Source organism: Nocardia sp. NPDC058658, from assembly GCF_042716665.1.
In the GTDB taxonomy this organism is placed as follows: Bacteria; Actinomycetota; Actinomycetes; order Mycobacteriales; family Mycobacteriaceae; genus Nocardia.
Window position 1 is genome coordinate 317,870 of the sequence record NZ_JBHXRR010000003.1, and the last position, 25,204, is coordinate 343,073.

At 67.7% G+C, this 25,204-nt stretch carries 24 protein-coding genes; 21 read left to right on the forward strand and 3 right to left on the reverse strand.

The features are described 5' to 3' along the window. The first annotated feature begins 12 nt into the window (after nt 1–12). The 6 genes from ACFWUP_RS08760 (at nt 13) to ACFWUP_RS08785 (ending at nt 7,280) form a co-directional block, all read left to right on the forward strand. Nucleotides 13–1,503 (forward strand): flavin-containing monooxygenase, encoded by a 1,491-nt coding sequence (locus tag ACFWUP_RS08760; RefSeq protein ID WP_379232211.1) that lies wholly within the window; start codon nt 13–15, stop codon nt 1,501–1,503. A gap of 110 nt (nt 1,504–1,613) precedes the next feature. Further along, the gene (yajC, locus tag ACFWUP_RS08765; RefSeq protein ID WP_379232213.1) at nt 1,614–1,973 is read left to right on the forward strand and encodes a preprotein translocase subunit YajC; all 360 of its coding nucleotides are present in this window, start codon (nt 1,614–1,616) and stop codon (nt 1,971–1,973) included. 98 nt (nt 1,974–2,071) lie between these two features. Next, the gene (secD, locus tag ACFWUP_RS08770) at nt 2,072–3,784 is read left to right on the forward strand and encodes a protein translocase subunit SecD (RefSeq protein ID WP_379232214.1); all 1,713 of its coding nucleotides are present in this window, start codon (nt 2,072–2,074) and stop codon (nt 3,782–3,784) included. After that, nucleotides 3,781–4,953, forward strand: coding sequence for a protein translocase subunit SecF (secF, locus tag ACFWUP_RS08775; RefSeq protein WP_379232215.1), 1,173 nt, complete (start codon nt 3,781–3,783; stop codon nt 4,951–4,953). The genes secD and secF overlap by 4 nt, the downstream gene beginning before the upstream one ends. 21 nt (nt 4,954–4,974) lie before the next feature. Then, a complete protein-coding gene (locus tag ACFWUP_RS08780; RefSeq protein ID WP_379232216.1) occupies nt 4,975–6,687 on the forward strand; it encodes an ABC transporter substrate-binding protein in 1,713 nt (570 codons plus the stop codon). A 20-nt stretch (nt 6,688–6,707) separates the two neighbouring features. Then, nucleotides 6,708–7,280 (forward strand): adenine phosphoribosyltransferase, encoded by a 573-nt coding sequence (locus ACFWUP_RS08785; RefSeq protein ID WP_379232218.1) that lies wholly within the window; start codon nt 6,708–6,710, stop codon nt 7,278–7,280. Nucleotide 7,281: 1 nt separating this feature from the next. Here ACFWUP_RS08785 and ACFWUP_RS08790 read toward each other — a convergent pair whose 3' ends face one another. Next, entirely contained in the window at nt 7,282–7,890 is a 609-nt protein-coding gene (locus ACFWUP_RS08790) for a GNAT family N-acetyltransferase (protein ID WP_379232220.1), read from the reverse strand. A 223-nt stretch (nt 7,891–8,113) separates the two neighbouring features. On the opposite strand from ACFWUP_RS08790, the gene ACFWUP_RS08795 reads away from it, so the two are divergent. Next, on the forward strand, nt 8,114–9,691 hold the full coding sequence (locus ACFWUP_RS08795; RefSeq protein WP_379232221.1) for an ABC-F family ATP-binding cassette domain-containing protein: 1,578 nt from the start codon (nt 8,114–8,116) through the stop codon (nt 9,689–9,691). 46 nt (nt 9,692–9,737) lie between these two features. On the opposite strand, the gene ACFWUP_RS08800 is transcribed toward ACFWUP_RS08795, so the two are convergent. Together ACFWUP_RS08800 and ACFWUP_RS08805 are read right to left on the reverse strand one after the other, a co-directional pair. Continuing rightward, the gene (locus ACFWUP_RS08800) at nt 9,738–10,091 is read right to left on the reverse strand and encodes a hypothetical protein (protein ID WP_379232223.1); all 354 of its coding nucleotides are present in this window, start codon (nt 10,089–10,091) and stop codon (nt 9,738–9,740) included. A gap of 32 nt (nt 10,092–10,123) precedes the next feature. Continuing rightward, a complete protein-coding gene (locus tag ACFWUP_RS08805; RefSeq protein ID WP_379232225.1) occupies nt 10,124–10,567 on the reverse strand; it encodes a nuclear transport factor 2 family protein in 444 nt (147 codons plus the stop codon). A gap of 91 nt (nt 10,568–10,658) precedes the next feature. On the opposite strand from ACFWUP_RS08805, the gene ACFWUP_RS08810 reads away from it, so the two are divergent. From ACFWUP_RS08810 to ACFWUP_RS08875, 14 genes are all read left to right on the forward strand, one after another. Then, nucleotides 10,659–11,180 (forward strand): winged helix-turn-helix transcriptional regulator, encoded by a 522-nt coding sequence (locus tag ACFWUP_RS08810; protein WP_379232227.1) that lies wholly within the window; start codon nt 10,659–10,661, stop codon nt 11,178–11,180. A gap of 85 nt (nt 11,181–11,265) precedes the next feature. After that, a complete protein-coding gene (locus ACFWUP_RS08815; RefSeq protein WP_379232229.1) occupies nt 11,266–12,213 on the forward strand; it encodes a hypothetical protein in 948 nt (315 codons plus the stop codon). A 25-nt stretch (nt 12,214–12,238) separates the two neighbouring features. After that, nucleotides 12,239–13,525, forward strand: a complete 1,287-nt coding sequence (locus tag ACFWUP_RS08820; RefSeq protein ID WP_379232231.1) for an adenylosuccinate synthetase — start codon at nt 12,239–12,241, stop codon at nt 13,523–13,525. A 147-nt stretch (nt 13,526–13,672) separates the two neighbouring features. Beyond that, nucleotides 13,673–14,302, forward strand: a complete 630-nt coding sequence (locus ACFWUP_RS08825) for an NUDIX hydrolase (RefSeq protein ID WP_379232344.1) — start codon at nt 13,673–13,675, stop codon at nt 14,300–14,302. 404 nt (nt 14,303–14,706) lie between these two features. Then, on the forward strand, nt 14,707–15,720 hold the full coding sequence (locus ACFWUP_RS08830; protein ID WP_379232232.1) for an alkaline phosphatase family protein: 1,014 nt from the start codon (nt 14,707–14,709) through the stop codon (nt 15,718–15,720). A 483-nt stretch (nt 15,721–16,203) separates the two neighbouring features. Next, a complete protein-coding gene (locus ACFWUP_RS08835) occupies nt 16,204–18,579 on the forward strand; it encodes a RelA/SpoT family protein (protein ID WP_379232234.1) in 2,376 nt (791 codons plus the stop codon). A 248-nt stretch (nt 18,580–18,827) separates the two neighbouring features. Next, a complete protein-coding gene (locus ACFWUP_RS08840) occupies nt 18,828–20,429 on the forward strand; it encodes a cutinase family protein (RefSeq protein WP_379232236.1) in 1,602 nt (533 codons plus the stop codon). 52 nt (nt 20,430–20,481) lie between these two features. Beyond that, the gene (locus ACFWUP_RS08845) at nt 20,482–21,630 is read left to right on the forward strand and encodes a hypothetical protein (RefSeq protein WP_379232238.1); all 1,149 of its coding nucleotides are present in this window, start codon (nt 20,482–20,484) and stop codon (nt 21,628–21,630) included. Nucleotides 21,631–21,639: 9 nt separating this feature from the next. Beyond that, nucleotides 21,640–22,494, forward strand: a complete 855-nt coding sequence (locus ACFWUP_RS08850) for a MinD/ParA family protein (RefSeq protein ID WP_379232240.1) — start codon at nt 21,640–21,642, stop codon at nt 22,492–22,494. After that, nucleotides 22,491–23,132 carry a hypothetical protein gene (locus ACFWUP_RS08855; protein ID WP_379232242.1) on the forward strand — a complete coding sequence of 214 codons (642 nt, stop codon included), beginning with the start codon at nt 22,491–22,493 and terminating at the stop codon, nt 23,130–23,132. Before ACFWUP_RS08850 ends, ACFWUP_RS08855 begins: the two co-directional genes overlap by 4 nt. 94 nt (nt 23,133–23,226) lie before the next feature. Continuing rightward, a complete protein-coding gene (locus tag ACFWUP_RS08860) occupies nt 23,227–23,520 on the forward strand; it encodes a hypothetical protein (protein ID WP_056815437.1) in 294 nt (97 codons plus the stop codon). Beyond that, nucleotides 23,520–23,774 (forward strand): hypothetical protein, encoded by a 255-nt coding sequence (locus ACFWUP_RS08865; protein WP_056810720.1) that lies wholly within the window; start codon nt 23,520–23,522, stop codon nt 23,772–23,774. Before ACFWUP_RS08860 ends, ACFWUP_RS08865 begins: the two co-directional genes overlap by 1 nt. Beyond that, on the forward strand, nt 23,771–24,379 hold the full coding sequence (locus ACFWUP_RS08870; RefSeq protein WP_379232243.1) for a hypothetical protein: 609 nt from the start codon (nt 23,771–23,773) through the stop codon (nt 24,377–24,379). Before ACFWUP_RS08865 ends, ACFWUP_RS08870 begins: the two co-directional genes overlap by 4 nt. After that, nucleotides 24,376–25,191, forward strand: coding sequence for a hypothetical protein (locus tag ACFWUP_RS08875; RefSeq protein WP_379232245.1), 816 nt, complete (start codon nt 24,376–24,378; stop codon nt 25,189–25,191). The genes ACFWUP_RS08870 and ACFWUP_RS08875 overlap by 4 nt, the downstream gene beginning before the upstream one ends. Nucleotides 25,192–25,204 lie beyond the last annotated feature (13 nt).

Consider the following 25,204-nt stretch of genomic DNA (forward strand, 5'->3'; position numbering starts at 1 on the left):
TGGAGGTTCGGCGTGGTACCTCAGTGGGACGCAGTGGTGGTCGGAGCGGGTTTCGGTGGCATCGGCGCCGGGATCGAACTCGATCGGCTCGGGTTGCGCAATTTCGTCATCCTGGAACGGGAGGACGACCTGGGCGGCACCTGGCATGTGAACAGGTACCCGGGTCTCGCGGTCGACATCGCCTCGGTGACCTACTCCTACTCCTTCGAGCCGAACCCGTATTGGTCCAGGCTGTTCGCGCCCGGCGCCGAGTTGAAGAAATACGCCGAGCACGTCGCCGACAAATACGATCTGCGCGGGCGGATGCGGTTCGGGACCGTTGTCGACGGCGCGCGCTGGGATGCGGAGAACCAGCAGTGGCTGGTGACGATCGCCGGCGGTGAAACGCTCACCGCGCGCTATCTGCTCGCGGCGACGGGCTTTCTGTCCCAGCCCTATACGCCGCCGTTTCCCGGCATCGAGTCCTTCGCGGGCAAGATCATCCACACCACCGACTGGGACGCCGACTACGACCTGACCGGTCGCAAGGCCGCCGTCATCGGCACCGGCGCCACGGCCGTGCAGTTGGTGCCCGAGGTCGCGAAGCAGGTCGACGAGCTGACCGTGTTCCAGCGGACCCCGATCTGGGTGGTGCCCAAGGTCGATGCCCCGATTCCGGCCGTCGTGCAGGGTCTGTTCGACAAGGTCCCGCTCACACAGAAGGCGGCACGGCTGGTCAACACCGGCATGCTCGAGGCGCTGATGATCGTCGGCGTGCTGCATTACAAGCAGGCCAAACCGTTCAACAGCGCGGCCGCGTTGCTGGCCAAGGCGCACCTGTTCGCGCAGGTTCGCGACAGGGAAACCCGGGACAAGCTCACCCCGCACTACGACTTCGGGTGCAAGCGGCCGACGTTCTCCAACGACTACTTCAAGACCTTCAACCACCCGCACGTTCGGCTGGAGACGAACTCGATCGACCATGTTGAACCCGACGGCATCGTCACCGCCGACGGCCACAAAACCGAGATCGACACCCTGCTGCTCGCCACCGGCTTCAACCTGTGGGACGTGAACTTCCCGGCCATCGAGATCGTCGGCCGCGACGGCGTGAATCTCGGAAAGTTCTGGCGCGACAACCGTTTTCAGGCTTACGAGGGCATCACCGTGCCCAAGTTCCCGAACTTCCTGAGCCTCAACAGCCCCTACTCCTACAGCGGGCTGTCCTACTTCACCACCATCGAAGCCCAGATGAAGCACATGGGCCGGTTGTTCACCGAACTGTTCCGCCGCGGCGAGCAGACCTTCGAGGTCACCGAAGCGGCCAATGCGGACTTCCTCGACCGGATGACCGAGAAGCTGGGTTCCTCGGTGTTCTACGGCGGCGACTGCGCCACCGCGCGCAGTTACTACTTCAACCAACACGGGGAAGCGGCGCTGCTGCGCCCGACCAGCACCGCCGCCGCGCACCGCGAAGCGGTCACCTTCCCGCTCGACGATTACACCTACGGTCGCGCCGTCTGAGTGGCCCGTTTCACGCGCGCGTCGGTGTCCGGTGTGTCGCCGCGGCGGGGAACTGGCAGACTGTCAGGCGTACTTGCACGTCCACCACTGACTAGGGACTGACTTCGACGATGGACTTCCTCTTTCCGCTGCTGATCCTGGCCCTGCTCGTGCCGATGTTCTTCGGTATCCGCAAACAGAAGCGGGAGGCCGAGAAGGTCTCGAACCTGCAGGAGAGCCTGAAGGTCGGTGACCGGGTGATCACCACCTCGGGTCTGTACGGCACCATCGTCGAGACCGACGAGACCACCGTGGACCTGGAGATCGCCGAAGAGGTCGTGACCACCTGGCTGCGTCAGGCGATCCGCGAGGTGCGCGTCGACGAGGCCACGGTCGAGGAGACCGCCGTCGACGGGGCTCACGAAGCCATCGACGCACCTGTCGCCGAGGAAGCCGTGGAACAGACCGAGACCCGGCTGACCAAGGACTGACCAGTCCCTTTTCCCGCCCGGGCGCGCGCTGCGTGCCGGGCCGGGCACCGTTGTGCCCACCGATTCACCCTCGACTTCCGCCTAGGAGATGACCTGCTGTGCCACCTTCCCAAGGATCGGCGCATCCGTTCCGGTTGCTCGGCGTCTACGCCGCGCTACTGGCCGTGATCTACGCGCTGGTGTTCTTCACCGGTGACCATTCCCCGTCGGCCAAGCTCGGCATCGACCTGCAGGGCGGTACCCGCGTCACATTGACCGCGCGTACCCCCGACGGCAACAAGCCGAGCCAGGACAGCCTGAAGAAGGCGCAGGAGATCATCGAGAGCCGTGTCAACGGTCTCGGCGTCTCCGGCTCCGAGGTGGTCATCGACGGTGACAACCTGGTCATCACGGTGCCCGGCGAGGACAGCCAGCAGGCACGCGCGCTGGCCACCACCGCCAAGCTCTACATCCGCCCGGTGCTGTTCGCCACCGCGCCGCAGGCCGGTGGGGCGGCTCCGCCCGCCACCGGCACCGCACCGCCGGGTGGGACCGCACCGCCCGCGACCGACGCTCCGGTGCCCGCGCCGGGTGAACAGAGCCAGCCGGGCGGGGCGACGCCGCCCGCCGACGCGCCGACCACCCCGGCACCGCAGTCTCGGGTGTTCCCCGCCCAGGCACCGCCGACACCGACGCCGCCGCCCGGTGGACTCACCACCGCGCAGCAGCAGGCCAAGGAGATCGCCCAGGCCAAGGAACTGCGTCAGAGCACCGACCAGACCATGCAGCAGCTCGCCATGACGAGCATGGACTGCACCAAGCCCGACCCGCTGACCGGTAACGACGATCCGGGTCTCCCACTGGTCACCTGCTCGCAGGACGGCACCGAGGTGTTCCTGCTCGGCCCCAGCCGCATCGACGGCCAGGAGATCGCCGACGCGACCTCCCAGCTGAACTCGCAGCAGGCCCGCCACGAGGTGAACCTCGAGTTCAAGTCCTCGGGTGCCGACGCCTGGTCCGCGCTGACCGGTGAGTACGTCAACAAGCGAGTCGCGTTCGTGCTCGACACGAAGGTCGTCAGCGCCCCGCAGGTGCAGCAGGGTCCGCAGCTGGGTGGTCGTACCTCCATCTCGGGCAGCTTCAACGCCGACAGCGCGGGCGAGCTGGCCAACACCCTGAAGTACGGTTCGCTGCCGCTGTCGTTCCAGACCTCGGAAGCGGAAACGGTCTCGGCGACGCTGGGCCTGTCCTCGCTGAAGGCGGGTCTGCTCGCCGGTGCCGTCGGCCTGATCGCGGTGCTGCTGTACTGCCTGCTCGTGTACCGGATGCTCGGCCTGCTGGCCGGGTTCTCGCTGATCGCGGCCGGTATCGCGGTGTACGGCATCATCGTGCTGCTCGGGCGCTGGATCGGGTTCACCCTCGATCTCGCGGGTATCGCCGGTCTGATCATCGGTATCGGTTTGACGGCCGACTCGTTCGTGGTGTTCTTCGAACGCATCAAGGACGAGATGCGCGAAGGCCGCAGCTTCCGCTCGGCGGTGCCGCGCGGTTGGCAGCGCGCCCAGCGCACCAACCTGTCCGGTAAGACGGTCAGCTTGATCGCCTCGGTCGTGTTGTATCTGCTCGCCGCCGGTCAGGTGAAGGGCTTCGCCTTCACTCTCGGTGTCACCACCGTGCTCGACGTGATCGTGCTGTACCTGGTCACCGCACCGCTGCTGATGCTCGCCTCGCGCTCGCCGTTCTGGGCCAAGCCCTCGGTGAACGGCCTCGGCTCGGTTCAGCAGATCGCCAGGGAACGCGGCCAGGCCAGGTCGAAGGAGATGTCACGATGAGCAACGACAACCCCACCGAGGAATCGGTGAACCTGGACTCCTACGAGCCGACGCAGGGCCCGAAGCACGGGTTCTTCGAACGGCTCTACACCGGTACCGGCGGTTTCCCCATCGTCAGCCGGCGCAAGTTCTTCTACACGATGTCGGCGGTGCTGCTGCTGATCTCGCTGCTGAGCATCGCGGTGCGCGGCTTCACCCTCGGTATCGACTTCGAGGGTGGCTCGCGCATCCAGATTCCCGCCGCGGACATCAGTACCCAGCAGGTGGAAGACGTCTACTCCCAGGCGCTCGGTCATGCACCGGTCGCGGTCCAGCGGGTCGGCTCCGGTGACTCGGCCACCATTCAGGTGCGCTCGGAGACCCTCGACCTGGCCCAGACCGAACAGGTCCAGTCGGCGCTGTTCGACGAGTTCCAGCCCAAGGACTCGTCCGGGCAGGTGAGTCGCAACGCCATCAGCATCGCCGAGATCAGCGAGACCTGGGGCGGCGAGATCACCAAGAAGGCGCTGATCGCGCTGGCAGTGTTCGTGGCGTTGACGATGGTCTACATCGCCATCCGCTTCGAACGGGACATGTCGATCGCGGCGATCGTGTCGCTGTTCTTCAACCTGTTCGTGACAGCGGGTATCTACTCGCTGGTCGGGTTCGAGGTGACACCGGCGGCGGTGATCGGTCTGCTCACGATTCTGGGTTACGTGCTCTACGACAACGTGGTGGTCTTCGACAAGGTGGAGGAGAACACCCGTGGCGTGCTGCACCTGAACAAGCGCACCTACGCCGAACAGGCCAACCTGGCCGCCAACCAGACGCTGATGCGGTCGATCAGCACCACGATCATCGGCATCCTGCCGATCATCGGCATGCTGGTGATCGCGGTGTGGCTGCTCGGTGTCGGCACGCTCAAGGACCTCGCGCTGGTGCAGCTGGTCGGCATGATCGTCGGCGCCTACTCGTCGATCTTCCTCGCCGTTCCGGTGCTGGTCTCGATCAAGGAACGCTGGGGTCCGGTGGCCGCGCACACCAAGAAGGTGCTGGACAAGCGGGCCGGGGTCGCTGCGGCACCTCGGGTTCCGGTGGGTTCCGGTGCGCGTGGTTCGCGTCCGGTCGGCACCGGCGCCCCGCGTCCGGGTTCGCGTCCGACCGGGAAGCGTCAACAGAGAAGGCACTGACAACCAGGAGGGGGTCTCATCATGCGACGCAGCACGATTCGACTGATCACCGTGCTCGCCACGGCGGGTGTGACCACCTCCGTGGTGGCCGGGTGCTCGACCAAGAACCAGGTGCCTTCCATCGGTTACGCGGTCGACGCCGCGGTGGCCAGCTACAACGGCGCGAGCACGCTCGGCGCCAGTAGCGGTGCCGCCGCGGTGTTCGGCCGCGTGCTGACCGGGTTCTTCTACACCGGACCCGACGGTCAGCAGGTGGCCGACACCGACGTCGGCACCGCCAAGGAAGTACCGGGCGAAACCCAGACGGTGCAGTACCGGCTCAACCCGGACGGGGTGTACTCCGACGGAGTGAAGACCTCCTGCGACGATCTGGTGCTGGCCTGGTCGGCGCGTTCGGGCAAGTTCACCCGCCCCGGCGACCGCGGTCCCGTCTCGCTGTTCGACGCGGCGAGCACCGCGGGCTACGACGAGATCGAACGCATCGACTGCCAGCCCGGATCAAAGGACGCCACCGTGGTGTTCCGGCCGGGCAAGCACTACCTGCCGTGGCGGACGCTGTTCACCGCGGCCGAGGTGATGCCCGCGCACGTGGTGGCGCAGGCGGTCGGCGTGCCGAACGTGGTGAACGCCCTGCAGACCGGCGACGGCGCGGTGATCGGCCGGATCGCCGACTTCTGGAACAGCGGCTGGACGGTGAAGTCCGGGTCGCTGGACCTGACCAAGTTCCCCTCGTCGGGTCCGTACCGGATCGAATCCTTCACTGCGAAGGACGGTTTGGTGCTGGTCGCCAACGAGAAGTGGTGGGGCGACGCACCCGAGACGAAGCGAATCGTGGTGTGGCCCAAGGGCACCGACTACGCCGCCAAGGCGAAGGAGAACGCGCTCGGGGTCATCGATCTCGGGGCCCGGTCGGTCGCGGACCTGAAGCTCGACGGATTCGACGAACAGACCCTGCCGAGCCGCAGTGCCGAACAGCTCGTGCTCGCCACCGGCGGGGTGTTCTCGCGGCTCGAGGTGCGTCGCGCGTTCGCGCAGTGTGTGCCGCGGCAGGCGCTGTTCGACACCCTGGGCAAGGCGGGCGAGCCCGCGAAGCACGGTCTCGGTTCGGGTGTGCTGAATGCCCATGTGGTGCAGCAGGATTCGCTGTACTACCCGGCGGTGGTCGGTGGGGCCGAGCGTTATCTCGGCGCGGATATCCCGGCAGCCACCGCGACTCTGGCGTCCTCCGGCACGAAGCAGCCGACCGTGCGGATCGGTTATCAGGGTCCGGATGCGCGTCGTGCGCAGACCGTGGCGATGATCGCCGAATCCTGTCGGGGAGCGGGCATTACGGTGGTCGACGCGGGTGCGCCCGACTTCACGCCGGTGAAACTCCCGGAAGGCGCGGTCGACGCGGTGCTCGGCGGAACCGGCGCGGTGCCGGGGCCTGCCGGGTCGAGCGCGGGTGTTGTCGCGTTCGCCGCGTTGCGGGCCGGTAGCGGCCTCGATTTCGGTGGCTTTGCTAACGGTCGCTACGATGCGATCACCGATCAGCTTGCGGGCGAGGCCAACTCGACCACCACGCTGAACCTGCTCACCGAGGCCGAGAACCTGCTGTGGGCGCAGTTACCGAGCATCCCGTTGTTCGCGACGCCGCGCACCATCGCCTTCGGCACCGGCATGCAGAACGGGATCGCCGGGCCGACACAGGCCGGTACCGGGTGGAACATGGATCGCTGGGTGTTGCAGCGATGAGTGGTGATGAAAGAGGGTCGATGAGCAAGCACGCGGTGGTCGAGTCCGACGACCTGGCCAGTGAGCGGACCGCCGAGGCGGCCTCTGCGGTCGAACGACTGACCCGCTGGCACGACGACTTCCCCACGCCCGGTGTGCGTTTCGCCGATCTCACCCCCGTCTTCGCCGACGCCGTCGGCTTCCGTGCGGTCATCGACTGCTTCGCCGCCATCGCCCCCGACGCCGACCTGGTGGCCGGCGTCGACGCGCGTGGCTTCCTGCTCGGTGCCGGCGTCGCGGCGACCCTCGGTACCGGCGTGCTCGCCATCCGCAAGGGCGGCAAGCTCCCGCCGCCGGTCGTCTCGCGTGAGTACAAGCTCGAATACGGTTCCGCCGCACTGGAAATCCCGGCCGACGGCGTCGAACTCGAGGGCAAGCGGATTCTGCTGCTCGACGACGTCCTGGCCACCGGCGGCACCCTCGCCGCCGCGGCCGCCTTGTTCAAGGAGGTCGGGGCCGAGGTGGTCGCCGCCGCCGTGGTGCTCGAACTCGAATTCCTGAAGGGGCGCGAGCACCAGGGCGATTACCCGGTGACCTCGATCGTCAAGCTCTGAGTCAGCGCGGCGCCCGCTGCATCAGCCAGATCGGCGGGCCGCCGGGGAGTTGCAGTTCGCGCGTCACCGCGAAGCCGAAGCGTTCGTAGTACGGCACGTTGACCGGGTTGCTGGATTCGAGATAGGCGAGGCCGCCCTCGGCATCGATGTGCGCGAGCCGCGAGCTCAACAGTGCGCTGCCGTAGCCTGCCCCTCTCGCGGCGGTGGCGGTGCCGATCATGCCGAGGTACCAGTGCGGTTCGGCGGGGTGGTTCTTCTTCAGCAGGTCACCGAGCTTTTTGCCCACCAGGATGCGGCGGCCGAACGCACGCCAGATGCCGGGCATCATGCGGAGTTCGCTGAGGGTCGAGGCGTGCGCGTTCGGCGGGGACCACAGGGCGGCGCCGCCCACGGACCCGTCCGGGCCAAGCGCCAGGTCCGAAACGCCGTCCGGCACGAAGACGTGGCGCGCGACAGCGGCGAAGAAGCGGGGCAGACCCGCCGCTCGGTGCTGGGGGTCCGGCAGGATCCAGCTCATCACCGGGTCGTCCTGGAACGCTTCGCCCAGTGTCCGCGCTGCTGCGTCGACATCGCTCTGACCGGCCGTACGAACCACAATTGTCTTCGACATCGCACTCCTTCGCTCTCGGGCGGTCGCCCAGGACCCAGGTTAGCGTCAGCATGAGTGGGCTCACAGGTCGAAAAATGGGGTGGCGTGGCAGGGCCTCGGGGTGTTATCAATAGAGAGTCTTGTTCCCGGCGATCGGAGCCACGCGTTGATTTCATGAGGTAGCGCTCTCGGACGGTCCGCGATTCTGCGCACCGTGTTTCCGTCGCACCTCCAGGGAATCCGCATGGCCTCTCTTTCTTTCTCCGATCTCACTTTTCACTGGCCGGACGGCACCGCTGTCTTCGACGGGCTCGATGCTGTCGTCGGGCCTGGTCAGATCGGCCTCGTCGGTGCCAACGGCGCCGGAAAATCCGCCTTGTTGCGGCTGGTCGCCGGTGAGCTGAAGCCCGTGCGCGGGTCGATCTCGGTGCCGGGCAGCCTCGGCTACCTGCGCCAGGACCTGGGCATGCAGACGGGTCAGCGAGTCGATGCTGTGCTCGGCATCGCGCCGGTGCGTCGCGCACTGCACCGCATCGAAAGCGGCACCGGTGAGCCCGAGGATTTCGACACCGTCGGCACGGCCTGGCAGGTCGAGGACGAGGCCGTCGCACTGCTGGGCAAGCTCGGGCTCGACTACGTGGCAGGCTCGGTCGACGACCTGGACCGCACCCTCGACACCCTCTCCGGTGGCGAAACCGTGCTCCTCGGACTGGTCGCCGAACTGTTGCGCGAACCCGACGTGCTGTTGCTCGACGAACCGACCAACAACCTCGACGCCCTCGCCCGCGAGCGGCTCTACGAGGTGATCCGGCAGTTCGCGGGCACGGTGATCGTGGTCAGTCACGACCGCGAACTGCTCGACCGGATGGACGGCATCGCCGAACTGCGCGCGGGCGAAATCCGTTCCTTCGGTGGTGGTTTCAGCGACTACGAGCGGATCGTCGAGGCCGAGCAGGACGCGGCCCGCGCCGCGGTACGTGATGCGCGCAGCGATGTGCGCAAGCAGGCACGTGAACTCGTCGACGCGCGCACGAAACTGGACCGGCGGGCCCGCTTCGCCCAGAAGATGCAGGACAACAAGCGGGTACCGAAAATCATTGCGGGACTGCGCAAGAACGCCGCCGAGGTGTCGGCGGGCAAACTGCGCAACTCCCACATCGATAAACTCGACTCCGCCCGTGAAACTCTCGACCACGCCGAGGAATTGGTGCGCGCGGACCGCGAGATCAGGGTCGAGCTCCCCGGCACCCGGCTGTATCCGGGGCAGGACGTGCTCGACCTGCAGCAGGTCGAACTGGCCAATGGGCCGGTGGTCGACCTGCGCGTGAGCGGGCCGGAACGGATCGCGCTGACCGGGCGTAACGGGGCGGGAAAGACAACCCTGCTACGCCGGATCGTCGCCGAGGAACCGAAGGTCGCCTGGCGACTGTTGCCGCAACGCCTCGACGTATTCGAGGAAACGCGAACAGTTTTCGAGAACGTCGCCGACGCGGCACCCCACGCCTCAGCCGAACAGATCCGAGGGCAGCTGGCCCGCTTCCTGTTCCGCGGCACCGATGCCGACATCCCCGCCTCGGCCCTCTCCGGCGGCGAACGCCTCCGAGCCGCCCTCGCCACCCTGCTCCTGGCCGACCCGGCCCCGAAACTGCTGATGCTCGACGAGCCGACCAACAACCTCGACCTCCCCAGCCTGACCCACCTGACCCAAGCCCTGGCAAGCTTCGAAGGCGCCTTGATCGTGGTCAGCCACGACGACCGCTTCCTCGCCGACATCGGCATCACCCGCAGGCTCGAACTGACCCCCGAGGGGTTGGTCGAGTAGCGCGGATCAGTCCAGCAGGTCGGCTGCGTGGTTGACCTCGAGCGCCTTACGCAGACCGCTGCAACTGCTCGAGGTCAGCGCATTCGAGGATGCGATCGCGCACCTCGGCGGGCACCGCAATCCCACGCGCGTCGAGTACGGTCAGCACGGACTTCGCCTCGCCTCGTGCTTCACCTCGTGCTTCCCCTTCGGCGAAGTACGTGCGGGCGAAGTCGCTGCGGTATTCATACCCTTGAAGCCCGGCGGCCATCAGCGCCTCCCACTCGTTTCGTGCTGCTGGGGGCAGCGTCGACAGGATGAAGTCATAGTACAACGCGGCACGGTCGCCACCCATGGTGCTGAGGGCGGAGAGCAGCGTCAGCCAGATCGACCGGTGCTCGGGATGCTCGGGGTGTGCCAAGGCGGAAAGCGGTGCTTCGCGGTTCGGGTGGATCAGCGTTTCGGGCTCGCGGCCCGGCGGATGGCTCCGGGGTATCGGAGGAGGCTCGGGCCGAGGTAGATGGCTACTGCGGTGAGAGCTGGCCAGGGGCGGAGGTGGGGGCTCAGGCGGTGGATTCGGCCGGTGGGGGTGAGGGTGAGGACCAGGGCTTCGGTCATGCGGAAGGGGCCGGCTTTGGCTTCGCCCAGGAGGACTCGGGTGGGGCCGGTGCCCAGGGTGTCGGTCCAGCGTAGGTGGCTGCGGGGGCGGTAGATGAGGGTGAGCAGGGGAGTGAGGTCGGTGTGGCCTCGGAAGACGAGGCGGCCGGAGAGGGGGGAGATGAGTTCGGCGTCTTCGGTCAGGGTGTCGAGGATCGCGGGGATGTCGCTGTCGGTGGTGGCGCGGCGGAAGCGGGCGACCGTGTCGGTGACGGCCTGATCGTCGAGTGTGTCGGGCATGGGTCCTGCGCCTTCCTTCGTGACTGACGTTCACGGGTATTTCGACCGTAACCAGCTAGCTTGCAAAAAGCAATGGACTAGGGTGGGTGCTATGGCCAAGACGGATCTCGCTGATATCGCGTGCTCGATCGCGCGCACCGTGGGCATCGTGGGGGAGCGGTGGACGCCGCTGATCCTGCGTGACCTGTTCCTCGGCATCACCCGTTTCGAGGATCTGCGTCGCGATCTGGGCATCGCCTCCAATGTGCTGGCTGAGCGCCTGCGCACTCTGGTCGAGTACGAGATCGTGGAAACCCGCGTGTACCAAGAGAATCCGACGCGCACCGAGTATGTCCTCACTGAGCGTGGCCGTGATCTGTATCCGGTGCTGACGATGCTGCTCGCCTGGGGGGATCGGTGGCTGGCCGGCGACGACGGGCCGCCGCTGTCGGTAGTTCACCGCGATTGCGGTCGGGTGAGCGAAGGGGTTGTCGTCTGCGGGGAATGCGCGGCGCCGGTCACCGCGGACAACGTCACGTGGCATCCCGGCCCGGGCGGCAGGTCGGGGCCCGGTGTTGCGCTCGTCGGCACCCGCCTGACGCCGCTGCCGGACGAACTGTCGCCGGCCGGGTGAACTTCGGCAAATGAGCCGCTCCCTCTTGACGATCATTGTTTTGGTTGAATAGACTAAAACGACGATTCGAGAGGGAGTGGTTCGGATGGGATATGGAAATTGGGATGACACCGCCTACCGTGCGGGCAAGACGTACCGGGCTCGGCAGGGGCTGGACGACTTCGGGTACACCGCTGAGATGCGGGCGAAGCCGTATGACACCTGGAGCGCGCACCCGTTGCTCGATCCGTTCGGGGTCGACAAGCGTGAGTGCCGGGATTCGGCCGAGCACGGCAACTCGCTGCCGGTGGCGGTGCTGTTCGACGTGACCGGGTCGATGGGGCGGGTGCCGCGGATCATGCAGGACAAGCTCGGGAAACTGCACGGGCTGTTGAAGAACAAGGGGTACGCGCAGGATCCGCAGGTGCTGTTCGGTGCCATCGGCGACGCCGACACCGACCGGGTGCCGTTGCAGGTCGGGCAGTTCGAATCCGACAACCGGATGGACGAACAGCTGCGGGCGATCCTCCTCGAAGGCGGCGGTGGCGGGCAGAAATCCGAAAGTTATGAACTGGCCGCCTATTTCATGGTCGAGCACGTCGCGACCGACGCGTGGGACAAGCGCGGCAAGAAGGGCTATCTGTTCCTGATCGGCGACGAACTGAACAAGCCGCGCCTGGCCGCCCGCCACATTCGCGCGGTGGTCGGTGATCACGTGCGCCGTGATGTGTCGGTCGAGTCGATCTATCGCGAACTCGAGCAGCGCTGGCACGTGTACTACATCCTGCCGAACCAGTCCTCGTACTACCGGGATCCGGAGATCGCCGAACACTGGCGGACGCTGCTCGGACAGAACTTCCTGAAACTCGACGACCCCGGCGCGGTGTGCGAGTTGATCGCGCTCACCATCGGATTGGGGGAGGGCCGGGTCGACCTCGATACCGGGCTGGCCGACTTGTGCGATGTCGGGTCGGGCGACGAGGCCGACGCGGTCGGACGGGCGCTCGGTTCCAAGCCCGGACGGGCCATGCGCGCACTGCCGCCCGGTCGCTGAGAACAAAAAAGGAAGGGGCACTGCGATGTTCGGTGCGGATCACCTCGTGGTCGTCGATCTGGGATTCGGCGACGCGGGCAAAGGCGCGACGGTCGACTGGTTGTGCTCGGCCGAGGCCGATCTCGGGGTGGCGGCCGTCGTGCGGTTCAACGGCGGTGCGCAGGCCGCGCACAATGTCGTGGCCGACGGTCGCCACCACACGTTCGCGCAGTTCGGGTCCGGAACGTTCTCGGGCGTCCCGACGTGGCTGTCGCGGCACATGCTGGTCGAGCCGATCGTGCTCGCCGCCGAATCCGAACAGCTCGCCGCGCTCGGTGTCGGTGACCCGCTCGGGCTGCTCGCCGTCGACGAGCGCGCCCTGCTGACCACGCCGATCCACATCGCGGCGAACCGTGCGCGCGAGGACGCGAGGGGTTCCTCGCGGCACGGTTCCTGCGGACGCGGCATCGGCGAAACAGCCTGGTACGCACTGGAACACGACGCGCCGACCGTGGCCGACTGCCGGATGCCGAACGTGTTGCGGGCCAAGCTGGATCGGCTGGCCGCGCACTACGACCGACTCGTCGGCCCCAGCGCGCACGGATACGAATCGATCGACGCGATGGTGGCGATGTACGGCGATTTCGCGCGCGCCGTCCGCATCACCGGCGGCGAAGAACTCGCGCGCGCCGCGCACCGCGGACGGTTGGTGTTCGAAGGTGCGCAGGGCGTGCTGCTCGACGAGTGGCGTGGCCTGCACCCGCACACCACCTGGTCGACGGTCGAGCCCCGCAACGCACGCGCCATGATTCGTGAAATCGGGGGCACAGCAAAGGTTCTCGGCGTCACCCGCACCTATATGACTCGGCACGGCGCCGGCCCGCTGCCGACCGAGGCGCCGCTGCGAATTCCCGAGCCGCACAACGGGACCGGGCACTACCAGGGTGCGTTCCGGCAGGGACACCTCGATCCGATCCTGTTGCGCTATGCCGTCGATGTATGCGGGGGAGTCGACGGGTTGGTGGTCAATCACCTCGACGTGCCCGGAACGCTCTGCGCCGCACAGGCATACGGCACACCCTCGGGCAGATTGACCGAACTCGTCCCCGGCCGGTGGCGTGATCTCGAGCACCAGCAACAGCTCACCGACCAACTCTCCTGTGCGACACCAGTTCTCGCACCGATCGATGGCGACCCGGCGACGTGGCTGGCCGAACGCCTGCGGGTGCCGGTGGTGCTGACCGGTCACGGCCCGGATCGGCGCGACCGCACAGCGGTGGCCGAGTCGTGGCGCGCCCACGGTGCGAGCCGAACGCGGGCGGTGGCCCGCTGAACTCTGTGAGCAGGGCACAATCGGGGGCGCACGTATCGTGAACTGCGGTCGCGGTCAGCGACAACGCACTGTGATCCGGATGCCGTACTCGTGGACAGCGCAATGACCTCGAGACGGCGGGAGGCGCTCGAGGCAGGATGGGATGACGTGGAGCAATCCGTTGTGTCGATCGATGTGGTGACCCTGCGGTGCTGGGACGCCGACAGCGGCGTGCGTATCGGCATCGCCCCGCGCGAATTCGAGCCGTTCACCGGCGAACTCGCGCTCCCCGGCGTGCTGCTGGGCCGGGGCGAACGTCTCGCCGAAGCCGCCCGGCGCGCCGTCCACACCAAACTCGGCGTTCCCACCGAGGCGATCGGCGCCGTCGGCCAGCTCGTCACCTTCGACGAACCCCACCGCGACCCCCGCGGCCCGACTCTGGCCATCGCCATGTGGGCGGTCGTCGCCGAACACGACGGCCCCGCCGAGTGGGTGGACTTCGACAACGTCCCACCACTGGCCTTCGACCACAACCTCATCGTCGACACGAGCCGTGCACTGCTGGCCGGCCTGCTCTGGAAAGAGGCCACCCTCACCCGAGCCCTGGCAGGCACCGAATTCCCCGCCACCCGCGCGGTCGACCTCAGCACCTCCCTCAACGGCACCCGCCCCGACCCGGCCAACCTCAACCGCACCCTCGCCGCGATCCCCGGGCTGGAACGCACCGGCGAACGTCGACGGGTCAAGGCGACGGGGCGGCCTGCAGTGGTGTGGGCGTTCGAGGCCGACAAGAACTGACCGGGTGTGTGGAGGGGTTCGCCGTGCGCCGGCGATTGGGGCTCCGCCTTCCGAGGCCAGCCAGATCAGCCAGGTCAGCCAGGCCAGCGAGGTGAGGCGAGGTCAGTCAGGCCGGGCGATTCCAGGCGATGCGATGCGAGGCCAGGCGATGCGAGGCTAGGCCAGGCGATGCGAGGCTAGGCCAGGCGACGCCGGACGATGTGAGGCCAGGCCGGTGAGGCCAGGACAGGTATGGCCCGGCCAGTCTGGACCGGCCAGGTGAGGTGCGCGCGGCATGGGCGTCGGCAAGGTGTGGTTGGTGCGCTGTTCAGCGGGGCGTCCGCGGTGTGGGTGGTCGGTGAAACGTCGGTGAACACGGTGGTGGCGGGGTCGCCGAGCAGGGATCGGTCCCTCATCGTGAGGGTATGCGCGAGATGTCGGCTCCGGCGAAAGTGCTTGTTGCGCTGGTCACCTCGTTGGTGACGATTCCGCTCGTGGGGTCGGCGGCCGGGTCGGTGGCGGCGTTCGACGATATGGGGGCGACGGTCGATGCGGCGGCCGCGTTCGGGGCTCCGCGACGCGGGGTGGGGGAAGTGGTGAACAAGGTCGTCGTCATCGGGATCGATGGGTTGATGTTCGACAAGGCCGATGCGGTCCAGGCGCCGCGGTTGCGGCATCTCGCCACGCAGGGAGTGTTGTCGCAGGGAAACATCGCCGGGCACATCACGATTTCCGGGCCGTCGTGGGCGAGCGTGCTGACGGGGGTGTGGGATACCGAGCACGGGATCACCGATAACGAATTCGACGGGAGTCCGTTCCTGGCGCATCCGAGCGTGTTCACCCGGATCGAACGGGCGAACCCCGCGCGGCACACAGTATCGATCGGCACCTGGCACCAGATCGCGACGATCGCCGCCACCGGGGACCGGCGCGCCGACCTGGCCCTCACCACCACACCGGTCGCCGACGACCCCGACGAGTCGGCCACCGACATCGCAACCGCCACCGAAGTGGTCTCGTCGATCGAGCGTTCCGGCCCCGATCTCGTCTTCACCCACCTCGACCAAATCGACCTGGCGGGCCACCAGCACGGCGGTGCGTCGCGCGCCTACCTGTCCGCGATTCGCCGGGTGGACGCGCTGGTCGGCCAGATCGTCGCGGCAGTCGACCGCCGCGCGGAAGCCAATCCCCGCGAACAGTGGTCCGTCCTGGTCACGACCGACCACGGCCACCTCCCGACCGGTGGCCACGGCGGCCAAACGCCCGCCGAAACCGCCAACTTCGTCATCGCCCGGGGCCCCGACTTCACCCCGAGCACCACCACCGCCCACACCTTGGTCGACATCACCCCCACCGTCCTCGACCTCCTCGCCACCCCACCGGGCCGCCTCGATGGCCACAGCATCCGCACCCGACGACCCGCGGCTGACGGGCGTTGAAAGTCTGTCGCCGCGCACGAACCGGGACGGCCACAGCCTCTGTGCCCGACGGGCGCTGAGAAGTCAGTCGGCCTCGCCCGAACCGACTCGGCCCGAGCGGTCCGGTCTCTCGATGACCCGCGCAACCAGAGCCTGGCAATCAGCACCGGTAGGTTGCCCCGTGGCACTCCCCGACGTCCGAAAGCCCGCCGCACCGGCGAAACCTGTCTGTTCGCTGTGAAACGCCGCCTCGCCCGAGCCTGATCAAGGACCGGCCCGAGATCGTGGATGCTCGGCATTCGCCCACGTCGACCCGCCCTTTTCGGCGCGAAATCATGGTCGATCTATAGCGAAAGAGTGCCGCGTTGATCTCGAAGTACTACCGTCGCAGGCCTGTGACCCCGGTGACTCGAACACCAGGTCGGTGCGGGGACTAAAGTTGAGGCCCCGGGCGGTTTGCAGCAGTCGGCCCACAGGTCCGAATGCAGCGTGAGAGGTGGTGGCATGACTCGACATCTGGGCGAGGCGAAGGTCGGGCAGGAATCCACCGGTGCCACGTCAGGTCAGGGCACGCCCGCGAAGACCCCGGAACCACCGGCCAAGCAGTCCCCGACAGCCTCGGTGCCCAGTTCGGCGTCGCGGCGGGTGCGGGCGCGGCTGGCCCGGCGGATGACCGGGCAGCGGGGGATCGCGGCGGTCAAGCCGGTCCTCGAACCCCTCGCTACGGTCCACCGTGAGCTGTATCCGAAGGCGAACCTGGCGCTGCTTCAGCGCGCTTTCGACGTCGCCGACGAACGCCACGCCAAGCAGTTCCGCAAGTCCGGCGACCCCTACATCACCCACCCGCTCGCCGTCGCCAACATCCTCGCCGAACTCGGCATGGACACGACCACGCTGGTCGCGGCCCTGCTGCACGACACCGTCGAGGACACCGGCTACTCCCTCGAGCAGCTCAAGGAAGAGTTCGGGCAGGAAGTAGCCCACCTCGTCGACGGCGTCACCAAACTCGACAAGGTCAACCTGGGCGCGGCCGCCGAAGCCGAGACCATCCGCAAGATGATCATCGCCATGGCGCGCGACCCCCGCGTGCTGGTGATCAAGGTCGCCGACCGGTTGCACAACATGCGCACCATGCGTTTCCTGCCGCCGGAGAAGCAGGCCAAGAAGGCCAAGGAAACCCTCGAGGTGATCGCGCCGCTCGCGCATCGCCTCGGCATGGCCACCGTCAAATGGGAGCTCGAGGACCTCGCGTTCGCGATCCTGCACCCTAAGAAGTACGACGAGATCGTGCGCCTGGTCGCCGACCGCGCACCCTCGCGTGACACCTACCTGGCGAAGGTGCGCGCCGAGATCACCAACACTCTGGCCGCGTCGCGGATCAACGCGATCGTCGAGGGCAGGCCCAAGCACTACTGGTCGATCTATCAGAAGATGATCGTCAAGGGCAAAGACTTCGACGACATCCATGACCTGGTCGGCATGCGCATCCTGTGCGAGGAAGTGCGTGACTGCTACGCCGCGGTCGGTGTGGTGCACTCGCTGTGGCAGCCGATGGCCGGCCGGTTCAAGGACTACATCGCCCAGCCGCGCTACGGGGTCTACCAGTCGCTGCACACCACCGTGGTCGGCCCCGACGGCAAGCCCTTGGAAGTGCAGATCCGCACCCAGGACATGCACCGGACCGCCGAGTTCGGCATCGCCGCGCACTGGCGATACAAGGAGACCAAGGGCAAGCACTCCGGTGACGCCGCCGAGGTCGACGACATGGCGTGGATGCGTCAGCTGCTCGACTGGCAGCGAGAAGCCGCCGACCCCGCGGAGTTCCTGGAATCGCTGCGCTTCGACCTGAAGTCGCCGGAGATCTTCGTGTTCACGCCCAAGGGCGATGTGATCACGCTGCCGCAGAAGTCCACCCCGGTCGACTTCGCCTACGCCGTACACACCGAGGTCGGGCACAAGTGCATCGGCGCGCGCGTGAACGGGCGCTTGGTGGCGCTGGAACGGCAGCTGGAAAACGGCGAAGTCATCGAGGTGTTCACCTCCAAGGCGCAGAACGCCGGACCCAGCCGCGACTGGCAGAAGTTCGTGGTCTCCCCGCGTGCGAAAGCCAAGATTCGCCAGTGGTTTGCCAAGGAGCGTCGCGAGGAAGCCCTCGAGAGCGGCAAGGAGCAGATCTCCAAGGAGGTCCGCCGCGTCGGGCTGCCGCTGCAGCGGTTGATGAGCGTCGAGGCGATGACCGCGGTCGCGCACGAGTTGCACTACAGCGACATCTCCACGCTCTACACCGCCGTCGGTGAGCACCAGGTGTCGGCGCATCACGTGGTGCAGCGGCTCATGGCCCAGCTCGGCGGCATCGGCGATGTCGAGAACGAGCTGGCCGAGCGGTCGACACCGTCGACCACGCCCGCCCGTCAGCGTGTCACCGGTGACGCAGGCGTGCTCATCCCCGGTGCGCCGGGCACGGTCGCGAAGCTGGCCAAGTGCTGCACCCCGGTGCCGGGCGACGAGATCATGGGTTTCGTGACCCGCGGTGGCGCGGTGAGCGTGCACCGCACCGACTGCACCAACGCTGATTCGTTGCAGGAACAGTCGGAACGGATCATCGAGGTCCAATGGGCGCCCTCGCCCTCGTCGGTGTTCCTGGTGGCCATCCAGATCGAGGCCCTCGACCGCACCAGGCTGCTCTCGGACGTGACCAAGGTGCTGGCCGACGAGAAGGTCAACATCCTGTCCGCCGCGGTGACCACCCATGGCGACCGTGTCGCGATCAGCAAGTTCACCTTCGAGATGGGCGATCCCAAGCACCTGGGCCACCTGCTCAATGTGGTGCGCAACGTCGAAGGCGTCTACGACGTGTACCGGGTGACCTCCGCCGCCTGACCTGGCGACCACGGCCCGGGCATTCTCCTCGCGAGGGTGCCCGGGCCGCTGTCTGTCCGGATGATCGCCGAAAGATTGCTGGGCGCATCGGGTTTGCCGGTGGCAGTGAAAGGGCCGATTAGGGCAGGGGTTGGGATACCCGGAATCTGTTACGGTTTAGTGCGTTTCAACGCTCCACTGGTCAGCGGAAACGGACTGTGATGCGGAACGATTTTGCTCGGTGCACGACACGACTCGCGGGAACGCTCATGGCGTTCACCGTTGCTTCGCTGTCGGTTGCGGCGGGGGTGGCGGGTGCGCAAGACCCTACACCCACCGCGCCGTCGACACAGGTAACCATCACCGCGTGTCCTGCGTTGTATGCGTTGGGGATTCAGGGCACCGGCGAGTCGTCACCGGATGCGGCGCCGAGTACCGACACCGGGATGTTGTCGACGGTGTTCCGTCCGATGATGGCCGGTGCCGCCGACGCGGGACTCGTCGATCGTGCGTACGTGCCCTACGAGGCAGGCTTCGGCGGTGCGGTGCGGGGCGGCGCGGTGCCGTACACGGAGTCGGTGGCCGGTGGCCTGGAACGACTCCGCTCGATGGCGACCCAGGTGTCGCAGCGTTGCCCGGATACGAGGATCGCGGTCGTCGGGTATTCCCAAGGCGCCCATGTGGCCTCGCTGTTCGCCCAGGAGGTCGGCGCGGGCACCGGTGTGCTGTCCGCGGACAAGGTGGCCGCGGTCGCGTTGTTCGCCGACCCGACCCGCGGCGAGAATGCGCCACTGTTCCCCGGCGCGCCCGACCGGACCGCACCCCTTCCTGCGCCGGGAACCGCAGGCGTTGCGCTGGCGGCCGTCGGTGAGGTGCGTCAGGGTATCGCCCCCGGGGGCGGACTCGCGCCGCAGAGCGACCAGGTAGACGACTACGGCAAACTCACCGGTCGCGTCGCAAGCTTTTGTGCCACAGGCGATCTCGCGTGCGACGCACCGCAGGGCGCACCGATCGTGCGGGCCGTCACCAATCTCATGAGCCAGTCGAAACTCTCCGGCGGTGACCCGATCGGCTCGCTCACCTCGATCGCCGAGGCGCTCGCCTTCACCTCCATCAAAACCGCCACCGCCGTGGTCGAGGAGGACATCTCCGGGAGCACGCTCGCCGATGTCTCGCTCGCGCCGAAGAAGTCGATCTCGCAGCGCATCTCGGACGCCTCCGACCCGAACAGCACGCTCGACGTGAACGCCGCGTACCGAGCGCTGCTGAAGGTCGGGATGATCGGTCTCAACGCCGTCGCCACCGTGGTGAAAACGGTGATCAGCCCGGCGACCATCAGCGAATTGGCAACGGCCACACTGTCGAATCCGCTGGCCGGGCTCACGTTGCTCGGCACGAAACTGGCAGGCGCTGTCCCGCAACTCGTGCCGCCGACCACCGGGGTGCGCCTGGTCAACGAGGCGTTCACCGCGATCCAGCAGAACGTGACCGACAACGCCGAACTCCTCGACGTGACCACCTGGGTGCGCTACTGGAACACGATGCAGCGCCATGACGCCTACTCGCGCATCGGCGTCGGCGCCAACGGTGCGACGCCGACGCGGTACGTGGGCGAGTGGTTCGCCGCGCTGGCCCGCGACGCGGCCGGTGTTTCGGGGAAGGGAACCGTACCGGTCGGTGGGTCCGACTCGCGCGGGATGGGAATTTTCCCGAGCCCGAGCGGCGCGTCTACGACATCGAAACCCTCCGGTGGGGGACAATTTCCCTTCGGGACAGGAGCCGATGGCGCCTCATCCGGCGGCGCGACGACTCCGCCTGCCGCGACACCCGTAACCACCGCACCCACCACCCGTCCGTTCTCTGTGAACTGATCACCGAGAGGTCTTCGATGCGAACTGTGCCCGGCGCCGTGGAAAGGGGGAAATGTTGAAGTCGTACAACGAATTGTCGCGCTGGTACTCGGCGCTGGAGCCCGAGACCGATGCCGGTGCCCCCGCACGCCCGGACACCACCGAACCGGTGGCGGGCGACGACGACAGCATCGCCCGATATTCGAAGAGTCCCGAGCCCGCACCGGAACCTGCGGTGGCGGGGGAGGGTCAGCCGGAACCGTTCGGTCCGGCCCTCGCTGAACCGCCGCACGCCATCGGCGAGGCAGGGCAGAAGTCGAAAATAGTCATCGAACCGCAGGGCTGGAATGTCGATCCGGAGCCGACAGTCGGTGATCAGGACGGCCCGGTCAGCCGACCGGTCCAGTTCGATGACGCGACAACCGAATCCGGCGACGTCCCAGCGGCCGAGGACGAAAAGCGCCCCGACCCGGTCGAACCCGAACCGGTACCCCCGCCGCCCGCCCAACTGGCCGGACGTCGCAGCGACTTCACCGGCGGCTGGTCGGACTGGGTCGCCGACCCCGCACCGGGCCCCGACGACGACTACGACGCCGAACTGGTCCAGTTCCCCTGGGCCGACACCGCCGCCGACGAATACGACGACGCCCGCGTACTCGAACCCTCCGGCGCCCTGCGCGCGAACCGGAAACGCCAGCGCGCCTGGGTGGTCCTCGCGGTCTCGGCGCTCGTTCTGGTGATCGCCGCGACCGGAGTGTTCTTCCTGCTGTTCGGTCGCGGCGGCGACAACACCGCCCGCCAGGCCGCCTCGCCCCTGCACTTCACCGCGGGCAACCTGACCGCCGACACCGTGGGCTCGTGCCCGACCGAACGCACCGACATCGTGGTGCGCAGCGCCGAAGCAGGCGGCACAGGGTCGGGCCCCGACGCCGTCCTCGCCTTCCAACACGCCTACTACGTGAGCCGATCGGGGGAGCAGGCCAGAGCGGTGGTCGCCCCCGGTGCCGAGGTCTCGCCTGCCGCCGTGATCCAGCGCGGTATCGACACCATCCCGGTGGGGACCACCCACTGCGTGCGGATCACCACTGTCGCGCCCGACCGGTTCACGGTGGAGGTCACCGAGTTCCGGCCCGCGGGGGCACCGGCCACCTACACCAAGCAATCGGTGCGCACCGAGACGGTCGGCGATCGCACGCTCATCACGGGCATCGCGGCAGGGTAAGGAGAGGCGATGACAGACGACTGGAGCCGTTGGCTCGACGAGGCCCCCGAGGGGGACCCGTCCGATGACCTGGCGCGTGATCCGGCTCCGGTGGTGCGGTTGCGGCGTCGGGGCGGTGAGCGCCGCGACGGCACCCGCAGGCCGATCCTGGTGGTCGGCGGCTGCGGTGGTGCGGGCACGACCACGACCGCGCTCGGCCTCGCGGCGGAACTGGTCACCGCCGGTGCCACGACCGTGGCGGTCGACGCGACCGCGGCGGGCAGCGATATCGCCCTGCGCGGCGCCGACAAACACCTGCACCCGGTGAACCTGCAGTCCTGGGTCTACGGACGCGGCGACGACGAACCGGCACCGCTGGAAGACTGCCTGTCGCGCTCCACCTCCGGTTTCGGACTGCTCTGGCGCGACGCGACCCCGCTGCGGCGGCGGGCGACATTCCTCACTGTCGCGCGGGCGCTCGACACCGGTGGGTACACCGCGGTCTACGACGGCGGCAACCCGATTGCCGGACGGCAACTGCGTCCCCTGCTCGACGACGCCGATATCGCCCTGGTTCTTGCCATTCCGGCCCGTGTCGACGCCGCCAACCGGCTGCGGGTGACCCTGGAATGGCTCGACGACCACTACGGCGACGACGGGGCCGGCGTGGTCGCCGACACCACCATCGTTGTCTCGCACCAGTATTCGCACGACGACTCGCGCGTAGCGGAGCATTTGCGCGAACACCTGTCGGGCTGGGTGCGTGAGGTCGTCGAGATCCCCTACGACCCGCACCTCGCGCGCGGGGAACTCGTCCGCCACGCCGAGCTCGCCGAGGCGACGCGTTCGGCGTATGCGAGCTTGCTCGCCGGGGTGGCATCATGACGGCAGCCATGAATCTTCGTCGTCGTCGTGAACCGGACGCCCCCGCCGGTGTAGTCGCGCCGCCAGAATCGCTGCGCGCCAAGATCTGGGAGCGTCCGGTGCCGGGGGTCGGCCGGGCGCCACTGGTGTGGTTGCTCGGCGTGCACGGTGGCGCCGGTGCGACCACGCTCGCGCATGTGCTCGCACCCGCCGCCGACGCGCGCGGGCGCTGGCCCGGTGTGTTCGACCGTGAGTCTCCCTACGTCGTCCTGGTCGCCAGGGAGACCATCTCCGGACTCACCCGCGCCCACGATCTGCTGCGCCAGCACCACGCGGGGCTCGCGGGCCCGGCGCTGGTGCTCGGCCTGATCACGGTCGCCGCGCGCCCGGGGCGGATGGCACCGGAGATCCGGCGCTACCGGGAGGTGGTCGGCTCGCTGGCCGGGCACGTCTGGCAGGTGCCGTGGTTCGAGGAATGGACTCTGGTGGAGTCCGACGCGCTTCCGGTGTGGTCGCCGGGCGACGAGGTGACGGTCAAGAAACGCCGTCCCGACCCGCTCGACGAAGTGCCGGTCGAGATCGGTGACCTCGGCACGGAAGTGGTGGCCGCCATCCGGGCGAGCCTCGGCTCACCCGGCTGGAACGAGGGTCGATCATGAACACCGGGCGGGTCGCCGGTCGGTGGTGTACAAACGTGTGTCGTCGTCGAAGTGTTTGTCGCACAACACCTTTACAGTGGGAGAAAGGCACCCGATGAGCATGCTCCTCCTCGCCGTGCAGGACACGTACGGCACCGTGCTGGCCCAGGTCGGTAATCCGACCCCGGAGGCTCCTCCCGGCTCGGAGAAGATCCTGCAGCTCGTGCGTTACCTCACCTGGTTCGTGCTGCTGTCGGGCATCTGCGGCATCACCTACGCGGGCGGCAAGTTCGCGTGGGAGCGCTGGACCGGTGGTGGACTCGAATCGCCGAAGATGGTGGCGGGCGCCATGATCGGCGGCGTCGTGGCGACCAGCGCGGGCACGATCATGAGTGCGGTCATCGGTTAGTGATCACTGTGCTCGCCTATAAACAGATCCCGGCCGACGTGTTGGCGCCGATGATGCAGTTGCTCAACTGGCTGCTCTGGTTCGTCCTGCTGTCGTGCCTGGCCTGGATGATCCTGTCGGCGGGTCGATTGTGGATCGCATTCCGCAGCGACCTGGCGGTCAACGACGCCTCACACGGTGTCCTGATGAGCCTGATCGGTGCCTCGGTCGCCAGTACCGCGTCCGCGATCGCGCTGGCCTTCCTGCCGGCATGACGTCCACCACGACACGACCGGTCGCGGTCGGTATCGCCCTGCTCGCGGCAGCCGTCGGCTGCGGCGGCGGTGGTGATACCGGACTCGACCTCACCGCCGCCCCGACCGGGGTGGGCTGGCAGGACTACCAGGGCATCGCGATGCCGCACACCGACCAGGGTCCGAAAACGGTGAACCAGGGCGCCGCGACGGGATTCGAGCATTCCCCGCGCGGAGCCGGGCTGGCGGCACTGACCCACACCATCCGGTTGTCGGTGGCACCGGACAGTCAGTGGGCCCAGGTCGTCAACGCCGAACTCGTGCCGGGACCGGCGCGCGACGAGTGGGCGATCAACCGGGTGCAGCTGTCGATCACCGGGCCCGCCACGGCGGAGTACGCGCCGAAATTGTTGGGTTACAAAATTACCGAATATCGTGATGAGGCAACGACAGTCGAGGTCTACACCGAATACTCCGACCGGTCACGGGCGGTGAACCACACCACGGTCAGCTGGTACGGCGGAGACTGGTTACTGCAGTTACCCGATCCGGGCTCGATGGACCGCCCGGTCGACCCGATCGACGAATTACCGCAGGACATAGTGACATTGGAGGCACCGCAGTGAGCGAGAGGGAGCCGGGCACGCGCGACCGCGCGTCCTTCGGCATGATCGCCTCCGGTGCCCTGCTCGCCCTGATCATGGTCGCGGGCGCCGTCGTGTACTTCACGCGCGACACCGACACGGTGGTCGACAGTGCGCCACCGCCCGCCCAGGCCGCGGGCGGAACGGGTTTCGCCGAACCCGATGTCGACCTGCTCGGCAGGCGGGTCGACATTCCGAACAACCCGGCGGGCCAACCGCTGGCGCAGGAACCGGGTACGCAACGTACCCCCGCGGACCCGGATTGGCTGACCGCCGCGCCGGAGGGCACCACGAAACCGCACGGCTGGCAGCGTGTCTACGGTGCGTCGGTGCCGTTCTCCACCTCCGACGGGCCGTCGCGGATCGAGGACGGACTCGCCGTCGGCTACGCGCGCACCCCGCAGGGCGCCGCGCTGGCCGCCGCGCAGATCACCTACCGGCTCAACGCCCGCCCCGGCGACCGCGACCTGTACGTGACGCAATTGCGGGTCAGCACAGCGCAATTGGCTGCCTACGACTCCGCGCTGTCGGGGGACAAGCTGCCGAAACAGCAGCCGCAGAAGGTGACCAAGTACTTCGTGGCCTCCGACGCGTTCAAGATCGACGACTTCGCCGAGGACCTCGCGATCGTGCGACTGGCCTCGCGGGGCCCGGTGATCGACGGCAAGCAGTTGTACGCCGCCATGCGGATGATCCTGGTGTGGGACGACGGGGACTGGCGGCTCAAACCGTCGACGACAGCAAATGCCCAGACCGAGTACGTGGAATCGCTGGCGGGGTGGACGACATGGTGACGATCGAGGACAA

Bases quoted from the DNA above. Each gene is read 5' to 3' on its own strand.
- ACFWUP_RS08860 (WP_056815437.1), top strand. From the start codon at position 23,227: ATGAGCATGCTCCTCCTCGCCGTGCAGGACACGTACGGCACCGTGCTG.
- ACFWUP_RS08855 (WP_379232242.1), top strand. From the start codon at position 22,491: ATGACGGCAGCCATGAATCTTCGTCGTCGTCGTGAACCGGACGCCCCC.
- ACFWUP_RS08840 (WP_379232236.1), top strand. From the start codon at position 18,828: ATGGCGTTCACCGTTGCTTCGCTGTCGGTTGCGGCGGGGGTGGCGGGT.
- ACFWUP_RS08845 (WP_379232238.1), top strand. From the start codon at position 20,482: ATGTTGAAGTCGTACAACGAATTGTCGCGCTGGTACTCGGCGCTGGAG.
- ACFWUP_RS08790 (WP_379232220.1), bottom strand. From the start codon at position 7,890: ATGTCGAAGACAATTGTGGTTCGTACGGCCGGTCAGAGCGATGTCGAC.
- ACFWUP_RS08870 (WP_379232243.1), top strand. From the start codon at position 23,771: ATGACGTCCACCACGACACGACCGGTCGCGGTCGGTATCGCCCTGCTC.
- secF (WP_379232215.1), top strand. From the start codon at position 3,781: ATGAGCAACGACAACCCCACCGAGGAATCGGTGAACCTGGACTCCTAC.
- ACFWUP_RS08850 (WP_379232240.1), top strand. From the start codon at position 21,640: ATGACAGACGACTGGAGCCGTTGGCTCGACGAGGCCCCCGAGGGGGAC.
- ACFWUP_RS08805 (WP_379232225.1), bottom strand. From the start codon at position 10,567: ATGCCCGACACACTCGACGATCAGGCCGTCACCGACACGGTCGCCCGC.
- ACFWUP_RS08785 (WP_379232218.1), top strand. From the start codon at position 6,708: ATGAGCAAGCACGCGGTGGTCGAGTCCGACGACCTGGCCAGTGAGCGG.
- ACFWUP_RS08780 (WP_379232216.1), top strand. From the start codon at position 4,975: ATGCGACGCAGCACGATTCGACTGATCACCGTGCTCGCCACGGCGGGT.
- yajC (WP_379232213.1), top strand. From the start codon at position 1,614: ATGGACTTCCTCTTTCCGCTGCTGATCCTGGCCCTGCTCGTGCCGATG.
- ACFWUP_RS08815 (WP_379232229.1), top strand. From the start codon at position 11,266: ATGGGATATGGAAATTGGGATGACACCGCCTACCGTGCGGGCAAGACG.
- ACFWUP_RS08830 (WP_379232232.1), top strand. From the start codon at position 14,707: ATGCGCGAGATGTCGGCTCCGGCGAAAGTGCTTGTTGCGCTGGTCACC.
- ACFWUP_RS08835 (WP_379232234.1), top strand. From the start codon at position 16,204: ATGACTCGACATCTGGGCGAGGCGAAGGTCGGGCAGGAATCCACCGGT.
- ACFWUP_RS08820 (WP_379232231.1), top strand. From the start codon at position 12,239: ATGTTCGGTGCGGATCACCTCGTGGTCGTCGATCTGGGATTCGGCGAC.
- ACFWUP_RS08810 (WP_379232227.1), top strand. From the start codon at position 10,659: ATGGCCAAGACGGATCTCGCTGATATCGCGTGCTCGATCGCGCGCACC.
- ACFWUP_RS08795 (WP_379232221.1), top strand. From the start codon at position 8,114: ATGGCCTCTCTTTCTTTCTCCGATCTCACTTTTCACTGGCCGGACGGC.